The sequence below is a fragment of the Rhabdobacter roseus genome, assembly GCF_014202275.1.
GTDB classification, from domain to species: domain Bacteria; phylum Bacteroidota; class Bacteroidia; order Cytophagales; family Spirosomataceae; genus Rhabdobacter; species Rhabdobacter roseus.
On record NZ_JACHGF010000001.1, the window covers coordinates 1,182,606 to 1,198,712 of the forward strand.

The 16,107-nt window shown below is 53.6% G+C and carries 12 protein-coding genes; 11 read left to right on the plus strand and 1 reads right to left on the minus strand.

Annotated features, from left to right (window positions below; translation table 11 throughout):
* Positions 1–26: 26 nt before the first annotated feature.
* From HNQ92_RS04985 to HNQ92_RS05035, 11 genes are all read left to right on the plus strand, one after another.
* Positions 27–1,538 (plus strand): RagB/SusD family nutrient uptake outer membrane protein, encoded by a 1,512-nt coding sequence (locus HNQ92_RS04985; protein WP_184171685.1) that lies wholly within the window; start codon positions 27–29, stop codon positions 1,536–1,538.
* 313 nt (positions 1,539–1,851) lie between these two features.
* Positions 1,852–4,563, plus strand: coding sequence for a PQQ-dependent sugar dehydrogenase (locus HNQ92_RS04990; protein ID WP_184171687.1), 2,712 nt, complete (start codon positions 1,852–1,854; stop codon positions 4,561–4,563).
* Between the two features lie 170 nt (positions 4,564–4,733).
* Positions 4,734–5,507, plus strand: a complete 774-nt coding sequence (locus HNQ92_RS04995; RefSeq protein WP_184171689.1) for a 3-keto-disaccharide hydrolase — start codon at positions 4,734–4,736, stop codon at positions 5,505–5,507.
* A gap of 99 nt (positions 5,508–5,606) precedes the next feature.
* Entirely contained in the window at positions 5,607–6,458 is an 852-nt protein-coding gene (locus HNQ92_RS05000) for a sugar phosphate isomerase/epimerase family protein (protein WP_184171691.1), read from the plus strand.
* Positions 6,459–6,493: 35 nt separating this feature from the next.
* Positions 6,494–7,561 (plus strand): ThuA domain-containing protein, encoded by a 1,068-nt coding sequence (locus HNQ92_RS05005; protein ID WP_184171693.1) that lies wholly within the window; start codon positions 6,494–6,496, stop codon positions 7,559–7,561.
* 100 nt (positions 7,562–7,661) lie between these two features.
* Positions 7,662–8,489 carry a sugar phosphate isomerase/epimerase family protein gene (locus HNQ92_RS05010; protein WP_184171695.1) on the plus strand — a complete coding sequence of 276 codons (828 nt, stop codon included), beginning with the start codon at positions 7,662–7,664 and terminating at the stop codon, positions 8,487–8,489.
* A gap of 122 nt (positions 8,490–8,611) precedes the next feature.
* Positions 8,612–9,409, plus strand: a complete 798-nt coding sequence (locus HNQ92_RS05015; RefSeq protein WP_184171697.1) for an alpha/beta fold hydrolase — start codon at positions 8,612–8,614, stop codon at positions 9,407–9,409.
* Positions 9,410–9,440: 31 nt separating this feature from the next.
* Positions 9,441–10,502: an aldose 1-epimerase family protein gene (locus tag HNQ92_RS05020; RefSeq protein ID WP_246439624.1), complete on the plus strand. Its 1,062-nt coding sequence runs from the start codon at positions 9,441–9,443 to the stop codon at positions 10,500–10,502.
* A gap of 24 nt (positions 10,503–10,526) precedes the next feature.
* On the plus strand, positions 10,527–11,744 hold the full coding sequence (locus HNQ92_RS05025; RefSeq protein WP_184171701.1) for a cupin domain-containing protein: 1,218 nt from the start codon (positions 10,527–10,529) through the stop codon (positions 11,742–11,744).
* A gap of 125 nt (positions 11,745–11,869) precedes the next feature.
* A complete protein-coding gene (locus tag HNQ92_RS05030; RefSeq protein WP_184171703.1) occupies positions 11,870–12,913 on the plus strand; it encodes a sugar phosphate isomerase/epimerase family protein in 1,044 nt (347 codons plus the stop codon).
* 110 nt (positions 12,914–13,023) lie between these two features.
* The gene (locus HNQ92_RS05035) at positions 13,024–14,187 is read left to right on the plus strand and encodes a Gfo/Idh/MocA family protein (protein ID WP_184171705.1); all 1,164 of its coding nucleotides are present in this window, start codon (positions 13,024–13,026) and stop codon (positions 14,185–14,187) included.
* A gap of 98 nt (positions 14,188–14,285) precedes the next feature.
* Here the strand turns inward: HNQ92_RS05035 and HNQ92_RS05040 are convergent, their stop codons facing one another.
* Complete coding sequence (locus HNQ92_RS05040) at positions 14,286–15,464, minus strand: hypothetical protein (RefSeq protein ID WP_184171707.1); 1,179 nt, start codon at positions 15,462–15,464, stop codon at positions 14,286–14,288.
* Positions 15,465–16,107 lie beyond the last annotated feature (643 nt).

Genomic DNA, 16,107 nt, shown 5'->3' on the forward strand with positions numbered 1-16,107 from the left:
TTTAATCGCTTTATCGTACGTAAAGAATGAAAAAAAGAATCATACTGGCTACCTGGCTCACCGGCCTGGCCATCACCAGCTGTCAAACTGACTTTTTAGAAATATATCCCGAAACGGCTTTGAGCTCGGCTACCTTTTTCACCCGGGAGGCTGATTTTCTGCAAGCCGTCAACGCGGCCTATGTGCCGTTGCGGGGTATTGCCAACGAGCGCTCCTGGCTCTTGGGCGAGCAGCATTCTGATAATACCTACTACGCCCGGAATACGCTGTTCGGCGCGGTAGATAACACGCAGAACATCGCTGACTTCGCCGTTCCGTCGGCTCAGGGAATCACGACCAACACCGTGGTGCGGGACCAGTACCGGCTAGACTATCAGATCATTGCCCGGACCAACCAGATCCTGACAACCATCGACGGGGTTGATTTTAGCGCCGATTCGAAAAATAACCTAAAAGGCCAAGCTCTGTTTTTACGAGCCTATGCCTACTACGAGCTAGTGAGGTACTTTGGCAAGGTGCCGCTACACTTAACGCCCGTTACGGTAAGGCAGGAAGCGGCGCTGCCGTTAGCGTCCGTTGAAGAGGTTTATGCGCAGATCATCAAAGATGCCAGCGAAGCGGCCACCCTGCTGTTGCCCAAGTCCAAACAGGAGCCGGGACGCGCCACGTCCGGAGCGGCCAAAATGTTACTGGCTGATGTGTACGTGTTTCGTAAAAATTGGGCAGAGGCCGAAAAGCTTTTGAAGGAAATCGTAACGAGTGGCGAATACTCCCTCATGCCCGACTACAACAATGCCTTTTCGAATACGTCCAGCAATAAAAACAACCAGGAGTCGGTTTTTGAGATTCAATTTCTGGAAGGCTCCGCCGGTCTGAACGGCAATTTCATGTACCGCTTTTTGCCCCGCCCGATGTTAGCCGCTGAGTTAGCTCCTATATCGGGTACTTCTAACCCGCAGTTGCTGTCCGAAGAAGGCAATAATATCCCGACGCCGGACATCATTGCCGCCTACGAAGCGGGCGATAAGCGTAAAGAGGCCTCTATTGCCTACGTAACACTCAGCGGGAGCGAGCGTGCGAACAAGGTGTATCCTTACATTAAAAAATACGCTCGTCCTCACGCCTTGCATAACAATACGGGTAATAACTGGCCGGTCTATCGCTACGCCGAGGTACTTCTTTTCCTGGCAGAAGCCTTGATCGAGCAGAACAAGCTTTCGGAAGCGGTACCTTACCTGAACCAGGTTCGGGCCCGGGCCGGACTGGCCGCTACTACGGCCTCCTCGCAGGCCGATTTGCGGACGGCCATCTACCGGGAAAGGAGGGTAGAGCTGGCTTTTGAAAACAAACGGTGGTTCGACCTGGTCCGTACCGGGCGCGTACAGGAAGTAATTACGGCTTATGGAAATAGGGTGAAGGCCAATCCGCAGGATTATTACTTCCCCCAAGGGGCGGCACCTCCCAGCAATGCTTTTACGAATCTGGAGATTTACTACCCGCTACCGGCCGAAGAGTCCATTCTTACGCCGCATTTTTAGGGGTAGACGAAATAAGCAGCCCATGCTCTAGGTACCTAGAGCATGGGCTGATACCACAGGATAGTGTTGCCAGAAAAGTTAGGGAATTTGCCTGCTACTAATAGTAATGCGACACCCATCCTGCGTATAATAGCATAGACTTTTACGTGGGCTACCCCGTTGCGTAGCCGGTCTTTTTTAGAAAGCGCGTGTAAAAGCAGGTATTAATAATCCAAAAAGTACTTATATACCTACAATCGTGACGGATGGGTGGCCAACCAGTAGATTGAACCCTGTAACCTATCGAAAAAACAGTTTAAAAATCAGCGTAACTATGCTTACAAAACAATCATCCTCAGCAAGGAAAGCGAGTGGAGTCGTGCTGGGGTTAGTCATCCTGAGTGTGGTAGCGGCTTCGTACACGCACGTCACCAAGACCGCCCCGGCTCAATCGGCTTTTGAAGACTCCAAGGTAGGAAAGCTGAAACTCCAGCCGGGTTTCAAAGCCGAGCACCTCTACAGTCCTTCGGAAAATGAGCAGGGCTCGTGGGTATCCATGGCTTTTGATCACAAGGGCCGTATGATCGTTTCTGACCAGTACGGAGGATTATTTCGCCTGCAGATTCCTGCCATCGGCGCGGCTTCTGTCAAGCCCACGGTCGAAAAACTCAAAATTGGTTCGGGAAGCGATACCCTGGAGATGGGCGCTGCGCAAGGGCTGTTGTATGCATTCAACAGCTTGTACGTGGTAGTCAATAACCGCGCCAGCGAAAAACTACCCCGCGGCAGTGGGCTCTACCGCTTGCAAGACACCAACGGCGACGATCAGTTTGACAAAGTAACGCTCATGAAAGCGATGGTAGGAGACGGCGAGCACGGCCCGCATAGCATCATCCTGTCGCCGGACAAGCAGTCGCTCTACGTCATTGCCGGTAACCACACCGACCTGCCCCCGCTGGATGCTTACCGCTTGCCTACCAATTGGAAAGACGATAACCTCTTCCCGCTCATCAAAGATCCGCGCGGCCACGCCAACGACCGCCACGCCCCCGGTGGCTGGATTGCCCAGCTGGACCCCGACGGAAAAAAATGGGAGCTGATTAGCGCGGGCTACCGCAACGCCTTCGACATGGCTTTCAACGAAGTAGGTGATTTGTTTGTGTACGACGCCGACATGGAGTGGGACTTTGGCCTGCCCTGGTACCGCCCCACGCGCATTTGCCACGCCACCAGCGCCAGTGAGTTTGGCTGGCGTACCGGAAACGCCAAGTGGTCGCCTACCTTTGCCGACAACCTACCCCCCATCATCAATATTGGGCAGGGCTCACCGACCAACCTGCTGCACACCAAAGATGCACGCTTCCCAGCCAAGTACAAGCATACGTTGCTGGCCTTCGACTGGAGCTTCGGGATCATCCACGCCATTCACCTCAAGCCTTCCGGCTCAACTTACGCCGGCGAGCGCGAGGAGTTTTTGTCGGGTATTCCGCTGCCCCTGACCGACGGTACCATCGGCCCCGACGGCGCCCTGTACTTCCTGACCGGCGGTCGCCGCCTGGAGTCGGATCTGTACCGGGTGTCTTACGAGGGCTCCGAAAGTACCGCTCCGGTGGCCGCAAAGCCCATCAACGCCGAGAATCAGCTACGTCGGAATTTGGAAAAGTACCATACGGGCGGCCCTAACAAGCAGGCCATCAACGACGCCTGGCCGCAGCTCAAAAACCCAGATCGCTTCGTTCGCTACGCCGCCCGCCTGGCCGTGGAGCACCAGCCGGTAGCCGAGTGGCAGCAGAAAGCCCTGCAAGAGAAAGATCCCATCATCGCTACTAATGCCCTGATTGCCCTGGCCCGCCACGGCGATGTAGCGCAAAAAGCGGGCATATTCAAAGCCTTGACTTCCATTAACTTCAAGGCGCTCACGGAGCCCCAGCAGCTGGATGTACTACGGGCTACGGAGCTGACGCTCTCGCGCATGGGCCAACCCGACGCCGCCCAAAAGACGGCGCTGGTCGCCTTCCTGGACCCCAACTACCCCGCTAAGTCGGCAGAGCTGAACCGCGCGCTGAGCAAGGTACTTATTACCATCGAGGCACCGGGCGTGATTTCTAAAACGCTGGCCCTGCTCGAAAAGAAAGAAGGGCTGGACCTGGTGCAGGCCGGAGGCGACATGGCTACGGCCTCGTCGGACCTGATCATGCGGAATCCGCAGTACGGGCTGGATATTGCCGGGATGCTCGAAAAAATGCCCCCGGCGCAGCAAACCTACTACGCCACCATGCTGAGTGCCGCCAAAACGGGCTGGACGCCGGAGCTGCAGGAGCGGTACTTTAAGTGGTTCCGGGGAGCCTTCAGCTACAAGGGCGGAAGAAGCTACATCGGGTTCATTGACAAAGCCCGTAAGCTGGCCCTGGCCAACGTGCCCGAAGCCAAAAGGGGGTACTTTGACAAACTATCCGGCGGAGAGCTGCTGACCAGCAACGGCAACGACCTGGTGGTGACCAACTACCCCAAAGGCCCCGGAAAACGCTGGCAGCTGGAGCAGGCCATGACCGTAGTGGATAACAACCTGCATAGCCGCAACTACCAGCAGGGCAAGGACATGTACCTGGCCATTACCTGTGCGCGCTGCCATACCATGCGCGGCGAGGGCGGTAACGTAGGCCCTGACCTGACGCAACTGGCCACGCGCTTCTCGGCTAAAGACATGCTGGAGGCCATCATCGATCCCAGCAAAGCCGTATCGGACCAGTACGCGGCTACGCAGTTTATTCTCAAAAGCGGGGAGTCCATCGTAGGGCGGCTTACCAACGAAGACAAAAACGCCTACTACGTGTCGCAGAATCCCTTTGCCCCCGACATGCTGCAAAAGATCCTGAAAAAGGACGTCGTGAGCAGCAAGTACTCGGCGGTGTCGGTGATGCTACCGGGCCTCATCAACAGCCTCAACGAGGAGGAATTGAAAGACCTCATGGCGTACCTCATGGCGGGGGGTAACGAAAAACATCCCATCTATACCGAAAAAGCGGCCGCCAGTCCGGGCAAATAAATAAAGCTTCCCCGCGTAGAAGAAAGTACATTTACGGGTAGTTTTCTGAGGCCTCCGTCTTAGAGAACTACCCGTACTGTCAAGCGCGGTAGCTCATTAAATAGTACAGCGAGGTACTTTACTAAGTACTATTACATTCTTTTGAATTCATTTTAAACCAACGAATCACGATGTCGATAAATAGCAATTTCTGGAAGTTACGTTTGGGGCTGATCCTGGTAGTAGTAGGTACTTTTGGTACCGTGTGCCTGGGCCAGCGCGATAAGGAAGGATTTGTGAAAATATTTGATGGCAAAAGCCTGAAAGGCTGGGAGGGCGACACCAAGTACTGGCGCGTTGAAAACGGCAATCTGGTCGGAGAAATTACGCCCGAAACCCTCCTGAAAACCAATTCGTTCATCATCTGGAAAGGCGGGGAGCCCGCTGACTTTGAGCTGAAGGGCGAATTCATGATCACCAAAGACGGCAACTCGGGCATCAACTACCGCAGCGAGCGCCTCGCCGACATCCCCTACGCCCTGAAAGGGTACCAGGCCGACATCGACGGGAAAATCAACTACACCGGCCAAAACTACGAAGAGCGCGGCCGCACAACCCTGGCCTACCGCGGCGAAGCCGCCCGCATCCTCCCGCAGGAAGGTACCTCCGCCTCGGCCGAGGGTGTTCGGGCCAAGGTAAGCCGCAACGCCTGGACCGACCGCAGCGTCACGGGCTCGCTGGGTACTTCGGACTCGCTGAAAACGCTCATCAAAAGCGAAGACTGGAACGAATTTCACCTCGTCATTAAGGGTAATCGCCTGCAGCACTACGTCAATGGAGTACTGATGAGCGACGTTACCGACGACGATGCCGTAAACGGAAAGCGCAAAGGACTGCTGGGCGTGCAGGTACACGTGGGGCCACCCATGAAAGTACAGTATCGTAATCTCCGCATCAAGCAGTAGTTTTAGGGCCGGTCGCTGGTAAGTACCTTGTTTTTCTGTTTTTGGAAAAACGCAATCGGTTTATAACCAAACTATTGTATCATTTTTTAGTGATTCACCATGAATAAAATAGGATTCAACGTGCTGGCATGGTCAGCGGCCATGTCGGATGATTTATTCCCCATTATCGATCGATTGAAGAGCATTGGCTACGACGGCGTCGAATTTTTTGTGGGCTCGCCGGATACCGCCGCCTACCAGCGCATGGGTCAGTACGTGCACGACCGGGGCCTGGAGGTCACAACGGTTTTTGTGGTGGGAAAAGACGAGAGCCCTATTAGCGAGTCGGTGACGGTACGAGCGCAGGCCCTCGACCGCATCAAGTGGGCCGTAGATCGCTCCTACGACCTGGGCTCCAAGGTACTTTGCGGGCCGTTTCATTCGGCGCATACGGTCTTTGCGAGCCGCCCGGCGCTGGAGCAGGAGTATGCCCTGGCGGGCGAGGTACTTCAGGCGGCGGGCGAGTACGCGGCGCAGGCGGGAGTTGTTTTTGCGCTGGAAGCCCTCAACCGCTTCGAGTGCTACCTCTGCAACACCGCCGAGCAGCTTTACCGGCTGGTGAAGGCGGCGGATCACCCCAACGTCCGGGCCATGTTTGACACCCACCACGCCAACATTGAGGAGAAAAGCTACGCGGTAGCCCTGGACACGATCGCGCCCGTGCTGGCCCACGTCCACATCAGCGAAAACGACCGGGGTACCCCCGGCGAAGGACAGGTACTTTGGGACGAAGCCTTTGCGTCGCTGGCGCGCATTAACTACCAGGGCTGGCTGACCATCGAGGCGTTCTCGCGCAATGACCCCGATTTTGCCAACGCTATCGGCGTGTGGCGTGAGTTTTCGGCCCCCTGGGACATCGCCGAAAAGGGCTACCGGTTCATTCGGGAAATGGGCCAGAAACATGGCCTCTGAGGATCAAGTACCTGACTATTCCTAAATCCTTGTTCATGCACAAAGTACTTCGTCGAATCCTGCTGCTTTGCGTGGCCTTTTTTTCGTTAAGCCTTGCGCCGAAAGTTGTTCCGGTGCTCCTGGCTCAGGACGAGGCCAGCCCTTACCGGGTCGTTTACCAAGGCAGCAAGGGGCCCGGAAAGGGCAAACACATCGTTTTTATCGCCTCCGACCACGAGTACCGGAGCGAAGAAAGCCTACCGGCGCTGGCGCGAATACTGGCCCAACACCACGGCTTTACGTGTACGGTGATTTTTGCCCTGGACGACGAAGGGCACATCCTGCCCGGCGGCTCGAACCTCAAAGGCCTCGACGCTTTGGACAAAGCCGATCTGATGGTACTGTTTACCCGCTTTTCCAATTTCCAAGACGAGGAAATGCAGCACTTCGACAACTACCTCAAACGCGGCGGGCCCATCGTGGCGTTGCGCACGGCCACCCACGCCTTCAACATCAAGGACAACCCCACGTGGCAACACTACGACTACCGCTACAACGGCCCCAAAACCGAGTGGAAGGATGGCTTCGGCGAATACATCCTGGGCGAAACCTGGGTAAGCCACTACGGTACCAACCATAAGCAATCGTCGAAACTGACTGCCGCCGACGACCAGAAAAACCATCCCATTTTTCGGGGCGTGAAGGAGATGTGGGTGCAGTCGGGAGCTTATACCGCCGAGCCCAAGGGTACCGTGCTGGCCTACGACCAGGTACTCAACGGCATGACGCCCGACGCCGAGCCCGACCGCACCAAAAAGCCCGTTCCGGTGGCCTGGACCAAAACCTACCAGGTGGCGGGCGGTACTAGCGGGCGGTCTTTTACCACCACCCACGGCGCGTCCGAAGATCTGCTCGACGAAAACTTCCGGCGGATGCTGGTCAACGCTACCTTTTGGGCCATGGGCCTGGAGAAGGCCATAAAAGCCACTAACAACGTAGCCCTGGTAGGGCCGTACCAACCTACTACCTTCAATTTCAATGGCTATAAGGCCCAGGTCAAACCGGCCATGCTGGCGGGCTGGGACTCGCTGATTATGCCCGGTGAGGTAGTGAAGAAAAAGTAGCCAGCGGGCAGAACCAAGGTATAGAAGATGGTTGAACATCCGAATGGATTTTGATCGAATGTATTAAGTTAAACTCACTAGCCATTACCCTTATCGAATTATGAATTCGCACATCCCTTTTCGTTTTGGATCAGAAGTATATACCTGGTACATGAGCGGTAATGGCACTACCTACGCGGGTCGGCTGAGCCACATGATTGACATCATTTCCCAAGCGGGCTTTACGGGCATTCAGCCTATATTCTCCTGGATGGGAGCCTTGCGCGATCCGTACCTTCTGGCGGATAAGTTGAAAGAGCAAGGGCTGGAACTGGCCGCTTTGTCGCTGGCCCTGGAATGGAACGGCGCGGAAGAAACCGCCGCCGAACGCGCCGAGGCTGATCAGGCTATTGAGCTACTTCGCCATTTTCCGGAGGCCATTTTGTGCACGGTCCAGATTCCTACCGGTCGGCATGATCTCGCTGAACGTCAGCAAAATCTGATCAACATCGTCAATGCCGTCTCCGCCCGGGCTACGGACCAAGGTATTCCGTGTAGCTTTCATCCTAACTCCCCCCACAGCTCGATCATTCGAACCGCCGATGATTATCGCGTGGTGCTGGAAGGGCTGGATGCGTCCGTTACCGGCTGGACTCCCGACGTAGGGCACATCATCAATGGCGAAATGGACCCGCTCCAAAAAATGCAGGAATACGCCCATCTGATTAACCACATGCACTACAAAGACTGGGATGGTACACCGGAGTTTGCCCTGATGGGCCAAGGCAAAGTAGATTTCCTGACTATTACTCAATGGCTTAAAGACCGCCAGTACAGCGGCTGGATTGTGTGCGAAGACGAGGGGAAAGAGGCCCTGGATGACCCTGATTACGTCACGCTGCACGATGGCCGCTGGATTACGGAAGAACTCATACCGGCGTTAAAATAGCAGGAGTGCTATCCAAATCAAGAAAATCCGAGTACCTGAACGAAGTACCCTTACCCCCAAAACCAAGCCCAAAAGCCAATCCGTTGTGACGGACGGTGCCGATGGCCAGAACACCCAAAGCAATGCCTACAATCCAAACCAACGGAATCAGCCTATATTACGAAGAAAGAGGACTGGGTGAGCCTGTTCTGCTGATCATGGGGATTACCGCCGCCGGATCGGTATGGGAGCCGCACGTGGCTGACTGGGAAAAATACTACCGCTGTATTCTGCCTGATAACCGGGGCGTAGGGTTTTCTGATAAACCCGATGGCCCGTACACCACCGAACAAATGGCCGACGACTACGCGGGATTGCTCGACCAGCTTGGTTTGGAAAAAGTACGCGTGGTGGGTTGCTCCATGGGTAGTACCATAGCCATGCAATTGGCCCTACGGCATCCCCATAAAGTAAAGTCCATGGTATTGATGTGCCCCTGGGCGCGCTGCGACGCGATGGCTAAAGGAATCTTTGAGCATATGATGCATTGTAAAGCGCGCTTCACGCCCGAAGAATTTAGCCTTTACATTCAGCTATTGATTTTTTCCAAATCGACCTGGGATAAGGATGAAAAACGAGCGGAACTGGAAGCGGGCCGGAGAGAGAACCCTCCGTTTCCGCAACCCTTGCACGGACTGCAGGGGCAGGCCGCAGCCTGCATCAATCATCACGTCCTGGACCAGCTGGGTACCGTACAAAGCCCTACGCTGGTTATTGGTGGCGAGGAAGATGTCTTCACCCCACCCTGGATGGGTCAGGAAATAGCGGAGGCAATACCCGGCGCGGAAATCTATTTGTACCAAAAATTGGGGCATGCCTTTCATTTTGAAGCTACCGAAGATTTTAACAACCGGGTAAAAGAGTGGTTGGATAAGCATTGATTCGAAAACAAACTACATGGAGCGCAAAAACTTGAATCATCCAGATTGGCAGGATAAAATAGGAAACTCCCACCAGCTGGGAGGCATCGAAACCGCCGTGCTCGACAACGGCGCCGGGCGGGGCACGCGCATTGCCTGGGTCAACACCGGTACCGGCCTGCGCTACAAGGTAGTGCTGGACCGCGCCATGGACATTGCCGATGCGTTCTTTAACCAGCACAGCCTGGCGTGGCTGAGCCACCTGGGCATCACGCCACCGCAGCCTTTCTCCGACAAGGGCATCGACTGGCTACGTACCTTTGGCGGCGGGCTGCTCACGACCTGCGGCCTCACGCACGTGGGCGGGCCGGAGTCAGATCAGTACGGCGAGCGGGGCCTGCACGGTGAAATTGGTAACCTACCCGCCGAGATCGAGTCCATCGTTCAGCCCGACCCGCGGGCCGGAAAGCTGGACATGAGCATCACGGGTATTATCCGGCAGACCAAGCCCTTCGGTCCCAGCCTGGAGCTGCGCCGTACCATTTCAAGTACCTTGGGACAGGCCAGTATCCGCATTCAGGACGAGGTGATCAACCGGGGCAATACGCCCGCACCGCACATGCTGCTCTACCACTTCAACTTCGGCTGGCCGCTGGTGGACGAAGGTACCCAGCTGCTCTGGGAAGGTACCTGGCAGCCGCGCAACGGCCCGGAGAACGCCACCATTTTTCGGGAAGGCAACAACTTTCGACAGTGCCCCCCGCCCCTGGACGACCACCTGGGGAGTGGCGAAGAAGTGGCGATTATTGACGTAGCCGCCGACGCGGCCGGACAAAGTACCTGCGGGCTGCACAACGAAAAACTAGGCCTGGCCGTAGCCCTGTGCTTCCCGAAGCAGCAGCTACCCTGGCTTACCAACTGGCAGCACTGGGGCCGCAACGAGTACGTGACGGGCCTGGAGCCGGGTACGCATCCGCCCGTCGGGCAGGCCAGGGCACGCGAGGAGGGTACTTTGCTCTTCCTGGAGCCGGGCCAGAAAAGTACCTATACACTAGAGCTGGAGGTACTTACGCAAACGGAATCAATCAAACATTTTTTAAAAGGGATTCACTAAACCCAAATTTTTCAACTACAAACAATGGCAGATCAGAGTATTGCCCAACGGGCACTGGAACAAGGAAAAGGAATACTGCGACTGGCCCCTACCTGGGTACCCCGCTCATTTTGTGTACCCGGACGGCGCATCAAGCTCCACCCGGACGACTACTACGTACTGGGCGGCGTGCGGGGCGGTATCGACGAGCGCTGGCTGTCGTCGACGACCCCGGCCAAAAACGGTCCGCTTACCGGCGAAAACGAAGGCTTGAGCGCCGTCGTGTTCAAGGATGGCGACCAGGAAGTACAGGTACTGCTCAAGGATGTGATCGACGAGCTCAAGGGCGAGATCATCGGCGACCGCCTGTGGGACGAGTACCAAAGCTGGCCCATGTACTCCAAGTTTTTTGACAACATGGGGCCGCTGCCGCACCACATTCATCACAACGACGAGCACGCCGCCAAAATCGGTCAGCTGGGTAAGCCCGAGGCCTACTACTTCCCGCCGCAGCTCAACAACCACGGGGGCGATTTCCCCTACACGTTCTTCGGTATTGCCCCCGGTACTACCAAGGAGCAGATCAAGGAGTGCCTCATGAACTTCACAAAGGGCGACAACAAAATCACGATGTACTCGCAGGCGTTTCCGCTCATTCCGGGTACGGGCTGGGACGTACCGCCCGGTATGCTCCACGCGCCGGGTAGCTTATGTACCTACGAGCCGCAAAAAGCCTCCGACGTATTTGCCATGTACCAGTCGCTGGTCAACGAGGCCATCATCCCCGAAGAACTGCTCTGGAACGGTACGCCCGAAGACCGCATGGGTGACTACGACCAGCTGATGGAGGTGATCGACTGGGAGCTGAACACCAACCCGAACCTGCTCGAAACCCGCTTTATGCGGCCCAAGCCCGTGAAAGACGTTGCCGAAATGGAAGCTGATGGGTACTCTGAAAGCTGGGTATGCTACCGCTCCGATGCCTTCAGCGCCAAGGAGTTGACGGTGTTTCCGGGACAAACGGTAACCATCAAAGATAGCGCGGCCTACGGGCTCATCATGATGCAGGGCCACGGCACAATGGGTGAGTGGAACATCGAAACCCCGGCGCTGATCCGCTACGGGCAGCTGACCAACGACGAGTTTTTCGTGACGGAGAAAGCCGCGCGGGAAGGCGTCACCATCGTGAACCACTCCACCACCGACCCCATCGTGATGCTGAAACACTTTGGTCCGGGAAATCCCGACCTGGTGCTGGAATAACGAAGCCATCAATGCCGGAGCAGGGTACTTTCATTCTGCATGAGGTACCTGCTCCGGCTTGCCAAGGATTTGAATACAAACTAGTTAAGCCAATTTATTTTTTTAATTCCTAAATTCTTACAGCTATGCCGGAAAATAATTTCCCCAAGCTCCACAATGCCACCTGGCCGGGCATTGTGGGCAAAGGTTCGGATTCGGAGCCTGTCATCCCTTTTGAAACCCTCCTGGAAAAAACCGCCACGGCCGAGGTAGACGGCGTGAAGTTCGACGGCGTGGACATTGATCTGTTCGACGCCCATTTTAGCATCAACAGCTCCGACGACGACATCAAGCGCCTGGCCGACCAGGTAGCGGGCTACAACCTCAACATCGGGTCGATCGTAGCGCCCATCTGGCCGCCCGAAGGGGGCTCGGCTATGGGCTCCAAGGAGGAGCGGGCGCAGTTTGTGGAGCAGGTACGGAAGGCGGCCCGGATCGGGCAGAAGCTGACCGAGCTCGGCGTACGGCCCAGCGGCGTAGTGCGGATCGACTCCGCCAGCAGCCCCGAAGCCTGGCTGCAAGATCCGGGCAATAACACCTTGCTCATCGCCCAAACCTTCCGCGAAGCGGCTGACGCGGCGGCGGAGTACGGAGAGCGCCTGGCCGCCGAGGGCGAGATCTGCTGGGGTGGTATGCACAGCTGGAAAGCCATGCTGGAAACGCTGGAGGCCGTGGACCGGCCCAATGTTGGTTTTCAGGCCGATATGGCGCACACCTTCCTGTACTTGCTGGGCTATAACAGCCCCGAAGACCGGCTGCTGCCCGCCGACGTAGACCTAAGCAACCGCGATGCCATGGACGAAGGCTTCCGGAAGCTGACCAACGCCCTGCGCCCCTGGACCATCGACTTCCACGTGGCCCAGAATGACGGCACGGTATTTGGCTCCGGCTCGCACGATAAAACGGGCCGCCACTGCCTGGCTACCGATCCTAACGGAAAGCTGGATATTGCCTACCACGCGGGTTTCTGGCTGCGCGACGAAAACGGCGAACTCACCAAAAAGATGCGCCACATCTGCTGGGACGGCTGTATGTTCCCGAACGAGGTGATGTACAAACAGGAAACCTGGAACAACATCCTGGCGGCGATGATCAAGGTACGGCAGGCGCACGGCTGGTACGAGGCCTAGAGCCCACACCAGGGTACTTGCCAGGTACCTTTCCCCTTGAGAATAACTTTTCTACCAACTGACAATTGAGAATGGTGCGCGATTGAGCGCTTTAAACGTAATATTAGATTATGAGCAATAAAAAAGAAATAAGAATTGGACTCATTGGCTGCGGACTCATGGGACGCACCCATACCAATGGCTACAAGCGCTTGGGCGACTTTTTTCCGGAATATGAATACCGTCCCGTCCTGAAAGCGGCCTGCTCTCGTAGTGCGGATAAAGTGAAGGCCTTTGCTGAGCAGTGGGGCTATGAATCGTACGAAACGGATTGGAAAGCGCTGGTGGCACGTGATGATATTGATGCTATTGACATTTGTACCCCCAACGACACCCACGCCGAAATCGCCATGGCCGCCGCCGCCGCCGGCAAGATGATTCTGTGTGAAAAGCCCCTGGCGCGTACACTTGATGAAGCCCAGCAGATGGTGGATGCGATCGAAAAAGCGGGCGTAAAAAACACCGTTTGGTACAACTACCGCCGGGTACCCGCCGTAACACTAGCCAAACAAATTGTGGAGTCGGGTAAGCTAGGAAAAATATTTCACTACCGCGCCAACTTCCTCCAGGACTGGACCATCAATCCCGAGTTACCACAGGGCGGAACGGCCCTGTGGCGCCTGGATGCCGACGCCGCCGGGTCAGGTGTAACGGGCGATCTGCTGGCGCACTGCATCGACACCGCCATGTGGATCAACGGGGCCATTACCGACGTATCCGCCGTGACCGAAACCTTCGTCAAAGAACGCCTGCACCAGGAAAGCGGTAAAGTCCAGAAAGTGGGTATTGACGATGCGTGTATTTTTCATTGCCACTTCAAAAATGGCTCCCTCGGGTTGTTTGAGTCGACGCGTTACGCCCGGGGTCACAAAGCGCTTTATACGTTTGAAATCAACGGGGAGCACGCTTCAATTCGCTGGGATTTGCACGACATGAACCGCCTGGAGTACTTCGATCATGAAGATGAGGCTATCGTACGCGGCTGGCGCTCCATTCTGGTTACGGACAGCGATCAACCCTACATGGGGCGCTGGTGGATACCCGGTACGAGCATTGGCTACGAGCACTCTTTTGTACATCAGGTAGCTGACTTCTTCAAGAGCCTGGAAACCGGCGAGCCTTGCTCACCCACCTTCCAGGATGCACTGGAAACCCAGAAGGTCTGCGAAGCGGTACTGGAATCGGCCAAAACCCGCAGTTGGCAGGACACCGGCGTGGAAGCCGATATCCACTAAGCGCTTCCCAAGGTACTTGATTGCTAGGTACGAGATGCCCGCCAAATTCCCGGCGGGCATCTCGTATTTTTATATGGGAGGTATTTTAAGAGAAGGTATTAGCTAAATAAGTGAAGTACTTTAACGGGAAACGGGACTTGCCAGTAAAATTGAAAGTAATGGTTTTTGTAGGAAGGGATGATAAAGTTCAGGATAAATACTAGCAGAATTAGGGTGAACAAAGTTGTTTTAGTGGTAGAAAGGGCAACCTGACGTAGGCAAAATAATATAACAGGGAAACCATAAACTAGACTCCTCGTGACATCCCACACGGACCATGAAACTAACATAATTATAAAAAAAGCCACCATGTAAAGTGAAACCTCTAAGCGCTTATGCTTGCGCCAGGCGGCATAAATTCCCACAATAATGAGTATCCATAGCCCCTCATAACTTAGAAAAGTAGCTAGTGGGATAGTTCTGATCTGCTGAATAATAAGACCTAGTCCGGCATCGTGCTCAGTCCCGATGGGTACTGTCAGCCCAAATTTGAGCTCCAAACCTTTGCGTATGGTTATATATACAACATAAGCAACTAAAAATGGAAAAGCCTTCAAAAAAATACTTTTGAAGTGTTCTTTTCGAAAAATATTTTCCGGCTCTGTGAGTAAAAGAAAAATCAAGCCGGAGGCGAGAACGGCTCGCTCGTCGATCCAAAAAGAAAGGAAAAAGCACAGCACGGCCCACCAGGCTCGTGGATAGTATACACTAATTAGTAGTAAGGTAAAAGCTACTCCGTCAAAAAAACCAAATAACTCGTAAAAAAAACAATGGCCTAAGTAAGTAACAGATATGGCTATTGCTAATAGAGCGGACGTGGCTTTGTCCTGAGTATATCGCCAAGCTAGTTTAATTAAAAATAAAAAGAAAAAGAAGCCTGCAATATGCTGTATAAAGAATAGATAGGCCATTCTTATATTGAGATCCTTAAAAGGGGAAAATCTGGCGAGTAAAGGCATTAATAATCGAAAGGAAATCTTAGCCTCATGTACTGCTGGTGGATAATCATAATGAGTAAGTGGATGATCCGCTTGCTCATTGATTCTGTTCCAGAAGGAGTTATAATCATTGATTTGAGGATCTTTACTAACAATTCTATTATAGCTTGGGAAAGCCCAGAAAAGAGAGTTAGCAAAGCAAAAAAGCGCTGTCCACCAACTCCAATGTTTAATAGCGAGCCCTAAGTTCAACTGATTATGCCAAATGATGAGGGTGGTTCTTAGGAAATTTTGATTCATATATATTACATAATTAAACTTAATAATTAAGTTTATTAAGGAAAATTTTGCAAAGTTGTGTCGAGGTCGATTTGTAAATTTAACTGTAGACTTTTGGTTTTCTGTTGATGTTTACTTGGAGAAAACAACAGAAATTATTTCTGAATTTATAGTGATTATTTTTTTGAATCTATAGCTCAATAAGTCAGTCTATTAGAATAGAAATATAGTTCTTTAAATAATGCTTATGATGAAACATTCCTATTCAACTTGTATAGGAGAAATAAAAATCATTGTGAACGTATTTAGGGACGAAATACTTTTGGTTTGGGCTGCAAGACTTACGCTATATATCCAAAAGATAATCTTTTCACTAGTGTCTATTTTTTGAGAAATATGCTAATCTTTATATTTTCTACTATATCAAATATAAAGTTAAAAGGTAAGTGAAGTAGAAGTACTTACATATCGCGTTGTTACGTCGCGATGTAAATAAAAAAAGTAAAGTATCTGATTGAGAAGCGAGTAGAATTGTAAACTTCTTACACTTTGAGTGTCTATGGGAAGATCAGGGCTTTCTCATAAAACTAATTCTTGGGTCATAAACTGAATCAAGGTTTGGAACTTATCAGCAAATGAGTCTATCTGGGCTGCCATGTTCTTT

Coding starts and splice junctions, on each gene's coding strand:
- HNQ92_RS04990 (WP_184171687.1), top strand. CDS start 1,852: ATGCTTACAAAACAATCATCCTCAGCAAGGAAAGCGAGTGGAGTCGTG.
- HNQ92_RS05025 (WP_184171701.1), top strand. CDS start 10,527: ATGGCAGATCAGAGTATTGCCCAACGGGCACTGGAACAAGGAAAAGGA.
- HNQ92_RS05040 (WP_184171707.1), bottom strand. CDS start 15,464: ATGAATCAAAATTTCCTAAGAACCACCCTCATCATTTGGCATAATCAG.
- HNQ92_RS05015 (WP_184171697.1), top strand. CDS start 8,612: ATGCCTACAATCCAAACCAACGGAATCAGCCTATATTACGAAGAAAGA.
- HNQ92_RS04995 (WP_184171689.1), top strand. CDS start 4,734: ATGTCGATAAATAGCAATTTCTGGAAGTTACGTTTGGGGCTGATCCTG.
- HNQ92_RS05000 (WP_184171691.1), top strand. CDS start 5,607: ATGAATAAAATAGGATTCAACGTGCTGGCATGGTCAGCGGCCATGTCG.
- HNQ92_RS05030 (WP_184171703.1), top strand. CDS start 11,870: ATGCCGGAAAATAATTTCCCCAAGCTCCACAATGCCACCTGGCCGGGC.
- HNQ92_RS04985 (WP_184171685.1), top strand. CDS start 27: ATGAAAAAAAGAATCATACTGGCTACCTGGCTCACCGGCCTGGCCATC.
- HNQ92_RS05010 (WP_184171695.1), top strand. CDS start 7,662: ATGAATTCGCACATCCCTTTTCGTTTTGGATCAGAAGTATATACCTGG.
- HNQ92_RS05005 (WP_184171693.1), top strand. CDS start 6,494: ATGCACAAAGTACTTCGTCGAATCCTGCTGCTTTGCGTGGCCTTTTTT.
- HNQ92_RS05035 (WP_184171705.1), top strand. CDS start 13,024: ATGAGCAATAAAAAAGAAATAAGAATTGGACTCATTGGCTGCGGACTC.